This is a genomic window from Actinomyces succiniciruminis (genome assembly GCF_900002405.1).
GTDB lineage: Bacteria > Actinomycetota > Actinomycetes > Actinomycetales > Actinomycetaceae > Actinomyces > Actinomyces succiniciruminis.
Window position 1 is genome coordinate 79575 of record NZ_LK995510.1, and the last position, 14635, is coordinate 94209.

A 14635-nucleotide genomic window follows, 5' to 3' on the forward strand; every position below is an offset into this window, starting at 1 on the left:
TGAGATTTGTAACACCATCGCTCAGTGCCTGTTACAGGTTGGAAACGTGGCCGGACCATTCCCGACACGGTCGCGGTATGTCATGAGCCGCATGAGCACCTCCCCGTCGCCCGCGCCCAACCGCCCCGCCGACGCCGGCCCCGCCGACGCACTCATCACGGATGCCGCGCCGACCGCCGCGGGCGGGAACGACGTGCTCGTGGAACTCGTCGGCGTCAACAAGCACTTCGGCGACCTGCACGTGCTCAAGGACATCAACCTGTCGGTCACCCGGCAGGAGGTCGTGGTGGTGCTCGGCCCCTCCGGCTCCGGCAAGTCGACCCTGTGCCGCGCCATCAACCGGCTGGAGTCGATCGATTCCGGCACCATCCGCATCGACGGCCAGGAACTGCCGCAGGAGGGCAAGGAACTCGCCCGGCTGCGCGCCGAGGTCGGCATGGTCTTCCAGTCCTTCAACCTGTTCGCCAACAAGACGATCCTGGACAACGTCACGCTGGGTCCCATCAAGGTGCGGGGCGCCTCCAAGCCGGAGGCCGAGGCGGAGGCGCACCGACTATTGCAGCGCGTGGGGGTGGACTCCCAGGCGAACAAGTTCCCGGCGCAGCTCTCCGGCGGGCAGCAGCAGCGCGTCGCCATCGCGCGCGCCCTGGCGATGCGCCCCAAGGTGATGCTCTTCGATGAGCCCACCTCCGCCCTGGACCCGGAGATGGTCAAGGAGGTCCTCGACGTCATGGCGGAGCTGGCCGCGGAGGGCATGACCATGATCATCGTCACCCACGAGATGGGTTTCGCCCGCCAGGCCGCCGACCGGGTGGTCTTCATGGCCGACGGCGCCATCGTCGAGGAGGCCGCCCCCGACGAGTTCTTCACCAGCCCGCGCACCGAGCGCGCCCAGGACTTCCTGTCCAAACTGATCACGCACTGAAGTCCCGCATCCGCTCAGCACTAGCACCGCCCACCGATAGGAGGTCGGCATGCTCCCCCTCAACCACTCACGCCGCCGCAGCCCGCGCGATGTGCCCGCACGGCGGCACCCCCGCTCCCGGCCGGCGCGCCGCACCCGGGCCCTGCTCGCCGTCCTCCTGGGACTGACCCTGGGCGTCACGGGACTGGCTGCCTGCTCCGGCGACGACACCCCCGCGCATTCCATCCGCATCGGCATCAAGTACGACCAGCCCGGTATGGGCCTCAAGGACGGCTCGGAGTACACCGGCTTCGACGTCGACATGGGCCGGGCCATCGCCGCCAAACTGGGCTATCAGGAGGATGAGATCGTATGGGTGGAGGCCGTCTCCGCCCAGCGAGAGACCATGCTGCGCAACGGGCAGGTGGACATGGTCATCGGCACCTACTCGATCACGGATGCGCGCCGGGAGAAGATCACCTTCGCCGGCCCCTACTTCATCGCCGGGCAGGACCTGCTGGTGCGCTCCGACTCGGACATCTCCGGTCCCGATGACATGGATGGCCACATCCTGTGCTCGGTGGAGGGCTCCACCTCCGCCCAGACGATCCGCGACAACTACTCCACGGGCACCCTCCAGCTGTTCCCCGTACGCTCCTACTCCCAGTGCGTGGAGTTCCTGGCCGCCGGCACCGTCGACGCCGTGACCACCGACAACATCATCCTGGCCGGATTCGCCGCCCAAGACAATTACGCGGGCAAGGTGCAGGTGGTCGGCAACGCCTTCTCCGAGGAGCACTACGGCGTCGGCCTGCCCCAGGGGAACCCCGACCGCTGCCTGGCCGTCAACCAGGCGATCACCGACATCATCGCCGAGGGCACCTGGAGCCGGCTGCTACAGGACAACGTCGGCACCGCCTTCGACCCCGACGCCACCCTCAACCCGCCAACGGTCGACGACTCGCTGTGCGAGTAGGCGGCCCGGAATCGGCAGGAAGGAAAGGAAGAGCCATTGGGTGAGCTGCTATCCCAGTACGACGTCCTCGGCGCGTTCCTCGTAAACATTGAGCTGACTTTCTTCTCCGCGATCGGCGCCGCCCTGCTCGGCACCATCCTGATGATCATGCGGGTATGCCCGATGGGCTCGCTGCGCGGCTTCGCCGCGGCCTTCACCAACATCGTCATGAACATCCCGCTGACCCTGATCATCCTGGCCTGCTCGCTGGGGGTGTACGGGCAGCTCGGCATCGTCGTCTCGGGCCGCTGGGGCGACCAGTGGCTGGCCCGCAACTCCTTCTGGCTTACGGTCATCGGGCTGAGCGTGTACACCGCCACCTTCGTGTGCGAGGCGCTGCGCTCGGGGCTGAACACCGTCCCACCCGGGCAGGCGGAGGCCGCCCGTGCGATCGGTCTTGGCTTCGGGCAGACCATGGGGTCGATCATCCTGCCGCAGACCCTGCGCGGGGCGGTGGCGCCGCTGGGCAACACCCTGATCGCGTTGGCCAAGAACACCACGGTCGCCTCGGCCGCGGGCGTGTCCCAGGCGGCCTCGGTGATGTCGGACATGTTCGAGTTCTCCCCGCAGCACCTGCTGGCGATCTTCGCCGTCTTCGCGATCGGCTGGACCATCATCGTCCTGCCGATCGGACTGCTCACAACCTCTCTGTCCCGGAAGCTGGCGGTGGCCCGATGAACGACCAGTCCCTCCTGTTCGACCTGCCCGGTCCCCGGGCCCGGCGTCGCGAACGCATCGGCAACGTGATCGGCATCGTGGTGCTGGTGGCGCTTGGGGCCTGGGTGATCGCCGCCCTGGCCGCCAAGGACCAGTTCACCGCCGCTCGCTGGGCGCCCTTCCTGACCGTCTCCGCCTGGACCGACTACCTGCTGCCGGGCCTGTGGGCGACGCTGCGGGCCGCCGCCGTGGCGCTGGTGGCCGCCTTCGTCTTCGGGGTGGTCTTCGGGCTGGGTCGGCTGGCCGACGCCCGCCCGGTGCGCTGGATCAGCACCGTGGTGGTGGAGTTCTTCCGGGCGGTTCCCGTCCTGGTGCTCATGCTGTTCTTCTACTTCATGTTCTCCCAGGCGTCCTTCGTGCCGGCCACCTCGGCCGCGTTCTGGGGCGTGGTCACGGCACTGACCCTGTACAACGGGTCGGTGGTGGCCGAGCTGGTCCGCTCCGGCATTCACTCCCTGCCCTCCGGGCAACGCGAGGCAGCCCTGGCGATTGGGCTCACCCCGGCCCGCTCGCGCCGGCTCATCGAGCTGCCGCAGGCATTGGTGGCGATGATGCCGGCCATGATCAGTCAGCTGATCGTGGCGCTGAAGGACACGGCCCTGGGATACATCATCACCTACTCCGAGCTGCTGGCCGCAGGCAGCCTGTTGGGCAGCGCCAAGGCGAACCTGATCCCGTCGCTGATCGTCACGGCCGTCATCTTCGTGGCGCTCAACTTCGGCATGTCCTGGGCGGCGCAGCGCCTGGCCGACCGGCTCTCCCGCCGCACCAGCGAGCAGATGAGCACAGTCACCGGTATTGCCACCGCCGCGGACGTGGCCGACGTCCCCACCCCGGCGTAGGCCCCGACGGAATGTCCGAATTCGGCACGAACCGTGTTGGCCGGGTCAGCAGCTGCGAACAAAACGTTGAAATCATGCGGCTGCCATATCGGCTCGCGTGGGTATCGGCGGCGTTTCTGCCGGATTTGGACATTCCTGACCGCGGACTCAAACGGATTGTCGGGCTGAGCCAGATCCGTTAGCGCTCACCATCCCGCGCGCGCTGCTGGGCCAGCTGGGCGTCGTGCTCCGCGGCGGCCGCGAAGGCGGCGCCCGGTGCGGCCACTGAACCGAAACTGGCCAGGTCGCGGCGAAATACGGCGGCGGCGAACCAGTCCATCATGATGCGCACCTTCCGGTTCAGGGTGGGCATGGCGTAGACGTGGTAGCCGCGGTGCGCGGTCCAGGCCGGCAGACCACGCAGGTTATGGCCCAGGATGCGAGCCACCCCCTTGCCGATGCCGAGGGAGGCGACGGTGCCGAGGTTCTCATGGCGGTAACCGGTCAACTCCACCGATGCATCGGGGCCGGCCGCGAGCGTGGCGGCCAGATTGTCGGCCAGTACCTTCGCCTGGCGAACGGCGTGCTGGGCGGTGGGGGCACAGGTGGCGGCCGGGTCCGCGCTGGTCAGGTCGGGCACGGCCGCGCAGTCCCCGGCGGCCCAGGCGCCGTCTACGACGACGCCGTCGCGGGCCACCTGCAGGGTGGGCAGGGTGGTGACGCGCCCGCGCCCCTCGATGGGCAGGTCGGAGTCGGCCAGCACCGGGGCGGCCTTGACGCCGGCGGTCCATACGATGGTGTCGGCGTCGAACTCGGTGCCGTCGGACAGGACCACGTGCCCATCCACGCAGGAGTTGAGGAAGGTGGACAGGCGCACGTCGATGTCGCGCTCGCGCAGCTGCTGCAGGCCGTAGCCGGACAGCTCCTCGGTCAGCTCCGGCAGGATGCGGCGGGTGCCCTCCACCAGCACGAAGTGCACGTCGCTCTGCTCGACGCTGGGGATCTTGGCGACGGCGGCCCGGGCCATGTCCTCCAGTTCGGCGATCGCCTCCACGCCGGCGAAGCCGCCGCCCACGAACACGAAGGTCAGTAGCCGCCGGCGACGGTCGTGGTCCCAGGTGGAGGCGGCCTCCTCGATGTTGGACAGGACGCGATTGCGCAGGGCCAGGGCCTCCTCCACCTGCTTGAATCCGAGGGCCTGCTCGGCCAGGCCGGGAATCGGCAGGGTGCGGGCCTCGGCACCCAGGGCCAGCACCAGGTGGTCGTAGGCGAGCTGGTAGGGCTCGGGGACCACGCGCGTGGATTCGGGGGTCGGAGGCGTGATGGTGATGTTGCGGTTGGCGTGGTCGATGCCGGTGACGGAGCCGGTCAGGATCGTGATGCCGTCCAGGCCGCGGCGGTGGGAGGCGACGACGTGGCGCGGCTGGATGGAACCGGCCGCGACCTCCGGCAGGAAGGGCTGGTAGGTCATGTATGGGCGCGGGTCGACGACGGCGATCTCGACCTCGTCGGTGTTCAGCCGCCGGCGCAGCGCCCGGGCGGCGGTGAAGCCGACGTATCCGCCGCCCGCGATGACCACGCGGGGCGGGCGGTGGCGGCCCTGGTCGACGGCGACGGCGGGCACGTGCGGACGCGGCGAGCGGATGGTGACGGCGAGGGCGGCGCCTGCGGCCGCCAGGCCAGCAGCGCCGAGGGTGATGGCGACGGGACGTCTCATAGGGAAAATGTAAGGGTTGCCTTACGTAAGGAGAAAGCGGCCTCGGCGCCGCTACGCATGATTCGCCTCACACCCGCGCCCAAACGCGCCGAGACCAGCACTAGTCACGTGCCGCAATACCTTGCCGCACCTCCACCAATGTCCGAGCAAATAATGCTTGCGAAGCCGTGACACGCCTGTTTTACTGCCCATTGTCTCAGCCATTGACCCAGGAGCTTGAGTGATGCGACTTCGTAGTCTTCCCAGCCGTATGACCGCACTGGTCGCCGTCTCCGCCCTGACCGCCGCGGCGGCATGCTCCTCCCCCACGGTGACGGAGGCCGACTCCTCCGCTGCCGCCTCGCCGAGCCGCGCCACCTACGGCACGCAGGCCCCTTTGGTGGGTAACGCGAATTTCGAGGCGGTAGGTCTGACCGCGACCACGTTCAGTTTCAAGGCCGAATCGGGCACGGTCCGCGCGGACGAGCTCGGAATCACCTACATCGACCCTCGCACAGACGACTCCGCGGACCTGACGGTACGTCGCACCCTGTGGGACGGCACCGAGGCCTGGTCCACAGCCGTGGCGGTGCCCGACGGCGCCGCCGACATGCAGGTGCAGTTGAGCCTAGACCCGGCAATCGGGGTCATCTCGGTCTGGTTCTCCGGCCCGGACGCGCCGAGTGAGGACGGCGCCATCATCCTGAGGAACACCGACGCCATGTCCGGTCAGGTCACCTGGCTGGACGTGGAGACCGGTAGGGCCGTCTCCGAGGATCTGATGGTCACCGCATCCGATCTTGCAGGGGTGTCCGTGCGCACGAATGAGGACTTCGTGGGCGCTATCGTCATGGAGGACGACTCGACGACCTCCGGCGTGCTGCATGTCGACGCCGACCTCACCTTGGCCGGCTCGGCCTGGGGCGACCTGATCTCGGCTGAGGGTGACTTCCAATTGAGTGGCGTATCCCAGTGGAACAGCGTGCCTTTGTTCACGCTCACCGACAAGAATGACGGCAGCAATAACATCGTGCAGTTCGGCTCCGCCGAGCTGCTGACCGCCGACAGTGACACTATCCGGTTCGTCCCCGGCCCCACGCACCTGGGGCTGAAGCACGACGAGGACCTGTGGCTGGTGGATGAGACGGGCGCCGTCGTCGAGGTCGACACCAGCGCCTGCGAGCTGGGCAACAACCACCAGTACCCGACAATCTCCGACACGGCACTGTTTGCCGGCCTCGCTCGCGTCACCCTCGGCGACATGTCCGTGGAGTGCCTGTCAGACATCGCCCCCACCCCGGACGCCGAGATCGTCGGGGAGTTCTCCGACGGCGCCCTACTGCTCACCTCCACGCTTTCATCTGCGCAGACGCGCGGCACCTGGCTGGTCCCGGCGGACCGCTCAGAGGCAGTGGAGCTGGACAGCCTCGGCCCGGTCGAGGTTCACTCCGACCACATCGTGAACGCCGTCGACGGCTCGGAGGCAACGATCGTAGACGTCTACGACTACCGCGACCTGACGCTGCCGCAGGAGTAACCCCGGTCCGTCGCTCCCGGCTAGGCGCCCCAGTCGGTCCCGGACAGGGCCTCCGCCTCGGTGCTCGGCGGGGCAACGCCGGAGTTACTCCTCCGCCAGGGCCCGCTCGACGGCGCCCGCGGCCACGGAGGCGGAGTAGCCCTTGCGTCCCAGCGCGGCCAGGGCCCGCCGACGGCGCACGCTCGGCTCCAGGCCCCGGCTGACCGCCAGCCGTTTGCGCGCCAGCGCCAGGGCGGCAGCGGCCTCGTCCTCGCCGTCGATCTGCTCAAGGGCGGCACGGATGTGCCCCTCCCCCAGCCCCTTGCGACGCAGCTCCTCCGCGATGGCGCGGCGGGCCGCGCCCTTCTCCGCGAAGCGGGTGCGTGCCAGGCGGGCGGCATAGGCGGCGTCGTCGATCACGCCGACGGCCTCCAGGCGGTCCAACACCTCCTGGGCGACGGCGGGATCAACCTCCTTGCGCTCCAGCAGCTGAGCCAGGACGGCGCGTGGGGCGGCGGAGCGGTCGAGGCGGCGCAGGACGATGTCCCTGGCCGCCTCGACCTGCTCGGTGTGGGCGTCCGGGGTGAGCCAGGGCATCAGAAGCCGCCGGCGTCCTCACCGAACATGGCGTCGGCCTCTTCCGCCGCGGCCGCCTTCGACTTGCGCCCGCCGGACTTCGCACCGGCGCCCTTCGCGGCGGTCTTCGCGCCCGCCGGGGCGGCGGCAGCGGCGGCCTTCTCCGCCTCCTCCTGCGCGGCGGCCTCACGGGCCTCACGGCCGGGCTCCCCGATGCCGAGGGTGGCCAGGATCTTGTGCTCGATCTCATCGGCCAACTCGGGGTTGTCCTTCAGGAAGGCACGGGCGTTCTCCTTGCCCTGCCCCAGCTGGTCAGTGCCGTAGGTGAACCAGGCGCCGGACTTGCGCACAATGCCGTTCTCCACGCCCAGGTCGATGATGCCGCCCTCGCGGGAGATTCCCTGGCCGTAGAGGATGTCGAACTCGGCCTGCTTGAAGGGCGGGGCCATCTTGTTCTTGACGACCTTGGCGCGGGTGCGGTTGCCGACCGGCTGGTCGCCGTCCTTGAGGGTCTGGATGCGGCGCACGTCGATGCGCACGGAGGCGTAGAACTTCAGGGCCTTGCCGCCGGTGGTGGTCTCGGGGTTACCGAAGAAGACGCCGATCTTCTCACGCAGCTGGTTGATGAAGATGGCGGTGGTGCCGGTGGAGGACAGGGCGCCGGTGATCTTGCGCAGCGCCTGACTCATCAGCCGCGCCTGCAGGCCGACGTGGGAGTCACCCATCTCCCCTTCGATCTCCGCCTTGGGCACGAGGGCGGCGACGGAGTCGATGACGATGATGTCCAGCCCGCCGGAGCGGATCAGCATGTCCGCGATCTCCAGGGCCTGCTCACCGGTATCCGGCTGGGAGACCAGCAGGTTGTCGGTGTCCACGCCCAGGGCCTTGGCGTACACCGGGTCCAGGGCGTGCTCGGCGTCGATGAAGGCGGCGTTGCCGCCGGCCTTCTGGGCGCTGGCGACGGCGTGCAGCGCCACGGTGGTCTTACCGGAGGATTCGGGACCATAGATCTCCACGATGCGGCCGCGGGGCAGCCCGCCGATGCCCAGGGCGACGTCGAGGGCGACGGAGCCGGTGGGGATCACGGAGACGGGCGGGCGGACGTCGTCGCCGAGCCGCATGACCGAGCCCTTGCCGAAGGACTTGTCGATCTGGGCCAGGGCGGTGGCCAGAGCCTTGGAGCGGTCCTGTGTCTGAGTTGCGGTGGGCATTGGTATTCCTCTGTTCTAATGCGGCTCGCCGCCGCGGCGGATACGGCTGGTCCTGATTGCGAGAACCCCTCGCCGGGGCTCGCGAACGACGTTATGCCGGACCACTGACATGAATCAGCACCCCTCCGCGACCGCTGTGGCCGCGGGGTGCACGAACGTCGCCTGTGGACCACAGTAGGCGAACAGTTGTTCGAATGCGAGCGGTGCTCACCGCGTGTCGCGGCGGTGCCGACGCGTGTCGTCGCGGAATACCCAGCGGTCCGCCTCACTGCGGTCGGTGTCATCGCACAGGGCGTGCCAGACATCGCGCGGCGGCACGCCGGCCTCAAGGGCCTCCGCGCTGGTGCGGCCGATACCGGAGAGCACCAGGTCCTGCGCCAGCGAGCGCCCGTAGGCGGAGCCGAACACGGTGTCGACGGCGCGCCAGAACTCTGAATGTTTCATGCGGCTCCTAGGGGACGAGTGGGGCGGATTCGCACCGCCGGGATGGACATGGGCCGGCGCCGTCGGCGCGGCACCGACAACGCCCCGGCGGGCGGAACGCGGCGTGGACAGTGCCGTGGGCAGTATGGCGCAGGGCCGGCTCCGGGACGCAATCGTGCCCGGTTGTGGGCCGCCGCGGCGGCCCACAACCGGGCACGATGTTGAAGACGTAGGCGTTCGCCGGAACGGGTTCAGCGCAGCGTCAGACCCTGCTGGCGGACCAGCTCGTCGGGGACGGTGTCGGGTACGACCACGCCCTCGGCGATGGCGATACGGTCGGAGACCTCACGCAGCACCGCGGACAGCGGGGCGTCGAGGGCCTGGCAGATCGAGGCCAGCAGTTCGGAGGAGGCTTCCTTCTGACCGCGTTCGACCTCGGAGAGGTAGCCGAGCGAGACGCGGGCCTGGCTCGAAACCTCGCGCAGGGTGCGTCCCTGGTGCTGACGCACCGAGCGCAGTACCTCGCCGATCTCGCGGCGCAGAAGGATGTTCTCGTGCTTGTTCGTCGCGTTATCCACGACGGTGCCATGCCCCGCCGCGGGTGCTTGCCGCATCGGTGCGCGGCCCGCCGGGCGTGCGGGACGGGTGGTGCGGGGGTGAGTCACGTTGTTCATCGTGTGGCACAACCATTCGTGTGGCGGTTTCATTCCCGCCTCCGGCGGGTCCTCCCCCGGCGGCGTTGAGACGATCCTTCCCGACAAGTCTGGAAGAAGCCTGGGGGTTCCGTCGGTAAGACCCAGGTTATCCGGCCGTCGGTTCGCCCGCACTACTCCACGGCGTCCGCGCCGGGCGGCGGGGCGGCCTCGAGCAGCGCGCCCGCCAGGGCCAGCACCGCGGTGGTAGCGCCGTCACGCACCGTCTCCCGGTCACCGGACAGGTGCAGCTCACGCGCCAGCGTCCCCCAGGGTGAGGCGACGGCCACATGCACGGTGCCGACCGGGTGCCCGTCGGCCGCGCCCGGCCCGGCCACCCCGGTGGTGGCCAGGCCCAGGTCGGTGTCCATGAGCCGGGCCACGCCCGCGGCCATCTGCTTGGCCACCTCGCCGTCGACCGGCCCGGTTGCGGCCAGGCGGGCGGCATCCACCCCCAGGACCTGCTCCTTGATGCGGGTGGCGTAGGCGACGACGGCGCCGACGACGACGGCCGAGGCCCCGGGCACGCTCACCAGCGTGGAGGCGACCTGGCCGCCGGTGAGCGACTCGGCGACCGACAGCGTCAGACCGCGTTCCTCCGCCTTGGCCAGCAGGAAGCGCGCCGCCTCCACCAGGGTGCTGTGATCGCCGTCGGGAGCGGGTGCCGCGGAGGTGTTCTGGTCGGCGGGGGTGGTGCTCATGCGGTCTCCTCCCCACGCGCGATGCGGCGGGCCTGCAGCACGTAATCCACGCCGGTGACCACGGTGACCACCAGGGCGGCACCGATGGCGGCATAGGCGAGGGCCACCAGCACATTGGCGAGCCCACCCGGCAGGAACATCGTCCAGGGCAGGAGCAGCCCAATGATGCCGGTCATCTGCAGCGTGGTCTTGAGCTTGCCGCCGCGGGAGGCTGCCATGACGGCGCGGCGCAGCATCACGAACCGCATGACGGTGATGCCCAGCTCGCGCACCACGATGATGATCGTCACCCACCACCACAGGCGCCCGGCCACGGACAGCAGGATGAATGCGGACAGGGTCAGCGCCTTGTCGGCGATGGGATCGGCGATCTTCCCGAAGCTGGTGATCAGGCCCCGGGAGCGGGCCAGCTGACCGTCCAGCTTGTCCGTTATCGCCGCCACGACAAACACGATCGTGGCCGCCAGCCGCATGCCGTCACCCGGCTGGAGCATCAGCCAGATGAAAACGGGGACCAGGATCAGCCGCAGCACCGTCAAGACGTTGGCGATGTTCAACAATGGGGGCGCGCTCGCCTGCGGGGCGGCGGCCGGTTCGCCGGGTGTGGTGTTCATCGCCCTCCAGCCTAGATGATCCCCGCCGCACACCTCACCAGGAGGCGCCGCGACCGGTCAGGCTCCAGGCGTCCTCGGAGTCCTCCTCGGCGGCCAGGTCGTCCCAGGACTCCGACTCGCTCAGGCCCCGGTCGGCCTCCAGGGGGTCGGAGCCGTAGCGGCCGGTGGGCAGCGTCGTCGTGGCGTCGGCGCTGCCGTCAGCGTCCGCGGCGGGCGCGGCCGCCTCCGCATCCGCCTCGCTGCCGGGGGCGGCGCCCTCGCCCTTGATCCATGCGAGGGTCTCCTCCAGCTGCTCGGGCTGGACCAGCACCTCGCGGGCCTTGGAGCCCTCCGAGGGCCCCACCACCTCGCGGGTCTCGAGCAGGTCCATGAGTCGGCCGGCCTTGGCGAAGCCGACTCGCAGCTTGCGCTGAAGCATGGAGGTGGAGCCGAACTGGCTGGTGATGATCAGCTCGGCGGCCTGCAGCAGCAGGTCCATGTCGTCGCCGATCTCCTCGTCGATCTGCTTCTTGACCTCCGGGACGATCACGTCCTCGCGGTAGTCGGGCTGCAACTGCCCCTTGACGTGCTCGACGACCGCGCGGATCTCCGACTCGGTCACCCAGGAGCCCTGCACGCGCACCGGGGTGGAGGCGCCCGGACCGAGGTAGAGGGCGTCACCCTGGCCGGTGAGGGTCTCGGCGCCGTTCTGGTCCAGGATGACGCGCGAGTCGAGCTGGGAGGCGGTGGCGAAGGCCAGGCGGGAGGGCACGTTGGACTTGATCAGCCCGGTGACCACCTGGGCGACGGGCCGCTGCGTGGCCAGCACCAGGTGGATACCGGCGGCGCGGGCCAGCTGGGTGATGCGCTGGATGGAGGCCTCGACGTCCTTGGGCGCGGTCATCATCAGGTCCGCCAACTCGTCGACCACCACCAGCAGGTAGGGGTAGGGGGCGATCACCCGCTGCGACCCGGGCAGGGGCTGCACCTCGCCGGCGCGCACCGCCTTGTTGAAGTCGTCGATGTGCTTGAAGCCGAAGGAGGCCAGGTCGTCGTAGCGGGCGTCCATCTCCCGCACCACCCACTCCAGGGCCTCGGCGGCCTTCTTCGGGGAGGTGATGATCGGGGTGATCAGGTGCGGGATGCCCTCGTAGATGGTCAGTTCCACGCGCTTGGGGTCTACCAGCACCATGCGGACCTCCTCCGGGGTGGCCCGCATCATGATGGAGGTGATCATGGAGTTGACGAAGGAGGACTTACCGGAGCCGGTCTGGCCGGCGACCAGCAGGTGCGGGGTCTTGGCCAGGTTGGTGACCACGTAGTCGCCCTCGACGTCCTTGCCCAGGCCCACCACCAGCGGGTGGGTCTGCTTCTTGGCGGCCTGGGAGCGCAGCACGTCGCCGAGCTTGACCATCTCGCGGTCGGAGTTGGGGATCTCCACGCCGATGGCGCTCTTGCCGGGGATGGGCGTGAGCAGGCGGATCTCGTCGGAGCCGACCGCGTAGGCGATGTTCTTCTCCTGGCTGGTGACCCGGGAGACGTTCACGCCGCGCCCCAGGTGGACCTCGTAGCGGGTCACCTGTGGGCCGCGCGTGTAGCCGGTGACGGTGGCGTCCACGCCGAACTCGGTGAACACGTCCTGCAGCTTGTTGACGATGGCGTCGTTGGCGTCGGTGCGGGTGGCGTGCCCATGGCCGGGCTCGAGCAGGGACTCGGCGGGCAGACGGTAGGTGGAGCCGTCGGGCAGCTGCATCTGCCCCAGGGCGATGGCGTCGGCGAAGTCCTGTTCGTCCTGTTCGGCGACGGCGGGGGTCTCCTGGGTGACGGCGTCGGGCTCACTCCGGGGCGCGGGGACGGCATTCGGCTTGGAGCCGGCGGCCTTGGCGGCCTTGCCGGATTTGCTGTTGCCCTTGGCGGCCTTGGCCGCCTTGGGCCGGCGTGCGGGGACGGCGGGGACGTCGTCGTCCAGGGGCACGTCGACGGGCGGATCGGGCAGAACGCTGGTGGCGGAGTCGTCGCCGGCCAGCGTCGGTGCGGCGGGCAGCTCAGCGGGGGCGCTGGTGCGCTTGCGCCGCCCGCTGCCACGCGGGCGCTTGTCGGTCTCGATGGCGCTGCGGAAGGCCTCGTCGCCGTCGTATGCGTCCAAGCGGGTGGTGGGGGCCTCCTCGTCCGCACCGGCGACGGCGCGGCGCACCCGCCCCAGGGTGCGAGTGGCGAGGTTGGGGGCGGTCTGGCCCGCGTCGTCGACGCCGGCGCGGCGTTCGTTCAGGCGCTCACGGATCTCCGCGACCGTCTTGCCGGAAATGACCAGGGCGGAGAAGACGATCAGCAGGACGAACAGGATCACCGCGCCGACCGCACTGAACAGGGTGGCCAGCGGGTAGCCGACCACCCAGCCGAGCAGGCCGCCGGCCTGCTCCAGGGGGGCGATCCCGTGGTCGAGGGCGGGGTTGCCGGAGGTCACGTGGATGATGCCGGCCACGCCGGTGAGCACCCCCAGGCAGCCGACCGCCACGCGCACCGGCGTGCCGGCGAAGCTGCGGGCGCGCAGCATGGCCACGCCCAGGACCGCCAGCAGCACGGGCACGGCGATTCCGAGTACCCCCAGCGGCCCGGCAGCGATGTGGTGCAGCACGCCGCCGGCGGCGCCGGAGATGCCGAACCACTCGCGCAGTCCGATCACGACGGCGAGCGCCAGCACGACGAACGCCCAGCCGGTACGGCGGTAGCGTCCGCCGGCGGGCTGAGCGGGGGGCGGCGAAGTCTTGGTGCGAGAATTGGCCATGGTGCCGTCAACGCTACCCGCGCGCTCGGCGGGCGGCGGGCCTGCCACGCCGGGCTAGGCGCGCAGGAACGCGTCTATCTCGTCTCGCCGCGGGGCGCGGGCCGGCCCGACCCGGCTGACGGCCTCAGCGGCGGCGGCGTTGGCCCGGCGGGCGGCGGCGACGACGTCGAGCCCGTCCATGAGGCCGACCACCAGCACGCCCGTGTGGGTGTCGCCGGCGCCGGTGGTGTCCACCACGTCGCGGGCAAACCCGGGCACCTCGATGCGGTCGCCGCCCACGGGCCACATGACGCAGCCGTGCACGCCGGTGCGACGCACCAGCAGGCCGTCGGGGCAGGCGCGGCGCAGCGCCTCGGGGCTGCCCAGGCGGGCGGTCAGCTGGGTGGTTTCGAAGTGATTCCCGGTCAGCAGGGTGGTGCGGCGCAGGACGGGCAACAGCACGTGGTCGGGGATCTCCGGCTGCACGGGGCCGAGGTCGACGACCAGCCCGACGCCTTCGGGCAGACTCAGCAGCCAGGAGGTGAGCACGTCCCGGCTGGAGCGGTGCACCAGGTCGTAGCCGGTGGCGTAAACCCAGTCGCCCTCCCGCAACTCGATGCGTTGCAGGTCCTCCAGTTGGGGTTCGGCCTCCACCCCCTCGGTGGTGATGAAGGTGCGCCTCCCGCTGGGCTCAATCAGGGTGGTGCAGGTGCCGATGTCGCCCACCAACTCGTCCACCAGCAGTTCCACGCCGTCGTGCATCATCGTCTCGCGCACCTGGGCGGAGTTGGGGCCGGTGCCCAGGGTGGCGGCCAGGGCGGCGGGCAGTCCCTGGCGCGCGACGGCGGAGACGACCGTGTAGCCGCCGCCGACCGTGGGGCCGGACGAGGTGGCGGTGACGGCGCCGCCCGGCGCGGGGACGCGCTCGACGTGCAGCGGCAGGTCGATCAGCACGGAGCCGGTGGAGATGAAGCAGGCGGGGCGGCGCATGGCCCGCTGACCGTCG

At 70.1% G+C, this 14635-nt stretch carries 14 protein-coding genes; 5 read left to right on the top strand and 9 right to left on the bottom strand.

The window, feature by feature from the left end; translation table 11 throughout:
• Nucleotides 1-91 precede the first annotated feature (91 nt).
• From BN1056_RS08395 to BN1056_RS08410, 4 genes are read left to right on the top strand one after another with little or no spacing between them, the layout of a single operon-like run.
• Entirely contained in the window at nt 92-925 is an 834-nt protein-coding gene (locus BN1056_RS08395) for an amino acid ABC transporter ATP-binding protein (RefSeq protein WP_425306116.1), read from the top strand.
• A 49-nt stretch (nt 926-974) separates the two neighbouring features.
• Complete coding sequence (locus tag BN1056_RS08400; RefSeq protein WP_210580353.1) at nt 975-1880, top strand: glutamate ABC transporter substrate-binding protein; 906 nt, start codon at nt 975-977, stop codon at nt 1878-1880.
• A 36-nt stretch (nt 1881-1916) separates the two neighbouring features.
• Nucleotides 1917-2597, top strand: a complete 681-nt coding sequence (locus BN1056_RS08405) for an amino acid ABC transporter permease (RefSeq protein ID WP_244671595.1) — start codon at nt 1917-1919, stop codon at nt 2595-2597.
• Nucleotides 2594-3478 carry an amino acid ABC transporter permease gene (locus BN1056_RS08410; protein ID WP_210580355.1) on the top strand — a complete coding sequence of 295 codons (885 nt, stop codon included), beginning with the start codon at nt 2594-2596 and terminating at the stop codon, nt 3476-3478. The genes BN1056_RS08405 and BN1056_RS08410 overlap by 4 nt, the downstream gene beginning before the upstream one ends.
• A 178-nt stretch (nt 3479-3656) precedes the next feature.
• On the opposite strand, the gene BN1056_RS08415 is transcribed toward BN1056_RS08410, so the two are convergent.
• Nucleotides 3657-5174, bottom strand: a complete 1518-nt coding sequence (locus BN1056_RS08415) for an NAD(P)/FAD-dependent oxidoreductase (protein ID WP_210580356.1) — start codon at nt 5172-5174, stop codon at nt 3657-3659.
• Between the two features lie 250 nt (nt 5175-5424).
• Between BN1056_RS08415 and BN1056_RS08420 the strand changes: the two genes are divergently transcribed.
• Nucleotides 5425-6690, top strand: coding sequence for a hypothetical protein (locus tag BN1056_RS08420; protein WP_210580357.1), 1266 nt, complete (start codon nt 5425-5427; stop codon nt 6688-6690).
• A gap of 84 nt (nt 6691-6774) precedes the next feature.
• Here the strand turns inward: BN1056_RS08420 and BN1056_RS08425 are convergent, their stop codons facing one another.
• The 8 genes from BN1056_RS08425 to BN1056_RS08460 all read right to left on the bottom strand — a co-directional run bounded on the left by BN1056_RS08425 (nt 6775) and on the right by BN1056_RS08460 (nt 14619).
• Nucleotides 6775-7266, bottom strand: a complete 492-nt coding sequence (locus BN1056_RS08425; RefSeq protein ID WP_210580358.1) for a regulatory protein RecX — start codon at nt 7264-7266, stop codon at nt 6775-6777.
• Nucleotides 7266-8456: a recombinase RecA gene (gene recA, locus BN1056_RS08430; RefSeq protein WP_210580359.1), complete on the bottom strand. Its 1191-nt coding sequence runs from the start codon at nt 8454-8456 to the stop codon at nt 7266-7268. The genes BN1056_RS08425 and recA overlap by 1 nt, the downstream gene beginning before the upstream one ends.
• A 207-nt stretch (nt 8457-8663) precedes the next feature.
• Nucleotides 8664-8900, bottom strand: a complete 237-nt coding sequence (locus BN1056_RS08435; RefSeq protein WP_210580360.1) for a DUF3046 domain-containing protein — start codon at nt 8898-8900, stop codon at nt 8664-8666.
• Between the two features lie 230 nt (nt 8901-9130).
• A complete protein-coding gene (locus BN1056_RS08440; protein ID WP_210580361.1) occupies nt 9131-9553 on the bottom strand; it encodes a helix-turn-helix domain-containing protein in 423 nt (140 codons plus the stop codon).
• Nucleotides 9554-9705: 152 nt separating this feature from the next.
• Entirely contained in the window at nt 9706-10272 is a 567-nt protein-coding gene (locus tag BN1056_RS08445; RefSeq protein WP_210580362.1) for a CinA family protein, read from the bottom strand.
• A complete protein-coding gene (pgsA, locus tag BN1056_RS08450) occupies nt 10269-10886 on the bottom strand; it encodes a CDP-diacylglycerol--glycerol-3-phosphate 3-phosphatidyltransferase (RefSeq protein WP_210580363.1) in 618 nt (205 codons plus the stop codon). Before pgsA ends, BN1056_RS08445 begins: the two co-directional genes overlap by 4 nt.
• A gap of 34 nt (nt 10887-10920) precedes the next feature.
• Nucleotides 10921-13650, bottom strand: coding sequence for an FtsK/SpoIIIE family DNA translocase (locus BN1056_RS08455; RefSeq protein ID WP_210580364.1), 2730 nt, complete (start codon nt 13648-13650; stop codon nt 10921-10923).
• Nucleotides 13651-13704: 54 nt separating this feature from the next.
• Entirely contained in the window at nt 13705-14619 is a 915-nt protein-coding gene (locus BN1056_RS08460; RefSeq protein WP_210580404.1) for a PfkB family carbohydrate kinase, read from the bottom strand.
• Nucleotides 14620-14635 lie beyond the last annotated feature (16 nt).

What these genes read in the sequence shown, in the direction of transcription:
- pgsA (WP_210580363.1), bottom strand. Translation starts at nt 10,886, where the DNA reads ATGAACACCACACCCGGCGAACCGGCCGCCGCCCCGCAGGCGAGCGCG.
- BN1056_RS08445 (WP_210580362.1), bottom strand. Translation starts at nt 10,272, where the DNA reads ATGAGCACCACCCCCGCCGACCAGAACACCTCCGCGGCACCCGCTCCC.
- BN1056_RS08410 (WP_210580355.1), top strand. Translation starts at nt 2,594, where the DNA reads ATGAACGACCAGTCCCTCCTGTTCGACCTGCCCGGTCCCCGGGCCCGG.
- BN1056_RS08415 (WP_210580356.1), bottom strand. Translation starts at nt 5,174, where the DNA reads ATGAGACGTCCCGTCGCCATCACCCTCGGCGCTGCTGGCCTGGCGGCC.
- BN1056_RS08395 (WP_425306116.1), top strand. Translation starts at nt 92, where the DNA reads ATGAGCACCTCCCCGTCGCCCGCGCCCAACCGCCCCGCCGACGCCGGC.
- BN1056_RS08440 (WP_210580361.1), bottom strand. Translation starts at nt 9,553, where the DNA reads ATGAACAACGTGACTCACCCCCGCACCACCCGTCCCGCACGCCCGGCG.
- recA (WP_210580359.1), bottom strand. Translation starts at nt 8,456, where the DNA reads ATGCCCACCGCAACTCAGACACAGGACCGCTCCAAGGCTCTGGCCACC.
- BN1056_RS08455 (WP_210580364.1), bottom strand. Translation starts at nt 13,650, where the DNA reads ATGGCCAATTCTCGCACCAAGACTTCGCCGCCCCCCGCTCAGCCCGCC.
- BN1056_RS08400 (WP_210580353.1), top strand. Translation starts at nt 975, where the DNA reads ATGCTCCCCCTCAACCACTCACGCCGCCGCAGCCCGCGCGATGTGCCC.
- BN1056_RS08435 (WP_210580360.1), bottom strand. Translation starts at nt 8,900, where the DNA reads ATGAAACATTCAGAGTTCTGGCGCGCCGTCGACACCGTGTTCGGCTCC.
- BN1056_RS08420 (WP_210580357.1), top strand. Translation starts at nt 5,425, where the DNA reads ATGACCGCACTGGTCGCCGTCTCCGCCCTGACCGCCGCGGCGGCATGC.
- BN1056_RS08460 (WP_210580404.1), bottom strand. Translation starts at nt 14,619, where the DNA reads ATGCGCCGCCCCGCCTGCTTCATCTCCACCGGCTCCGTGCTGATCGAC.
- BN1056_RS08425 (WP_210580358.1), bottom strand. Translation starts at nt 7,266, where the DNA reads ATGCCCTGGCTCACCCCGGACGCCCACACCGAGCAGGTCGAGGCGGCC.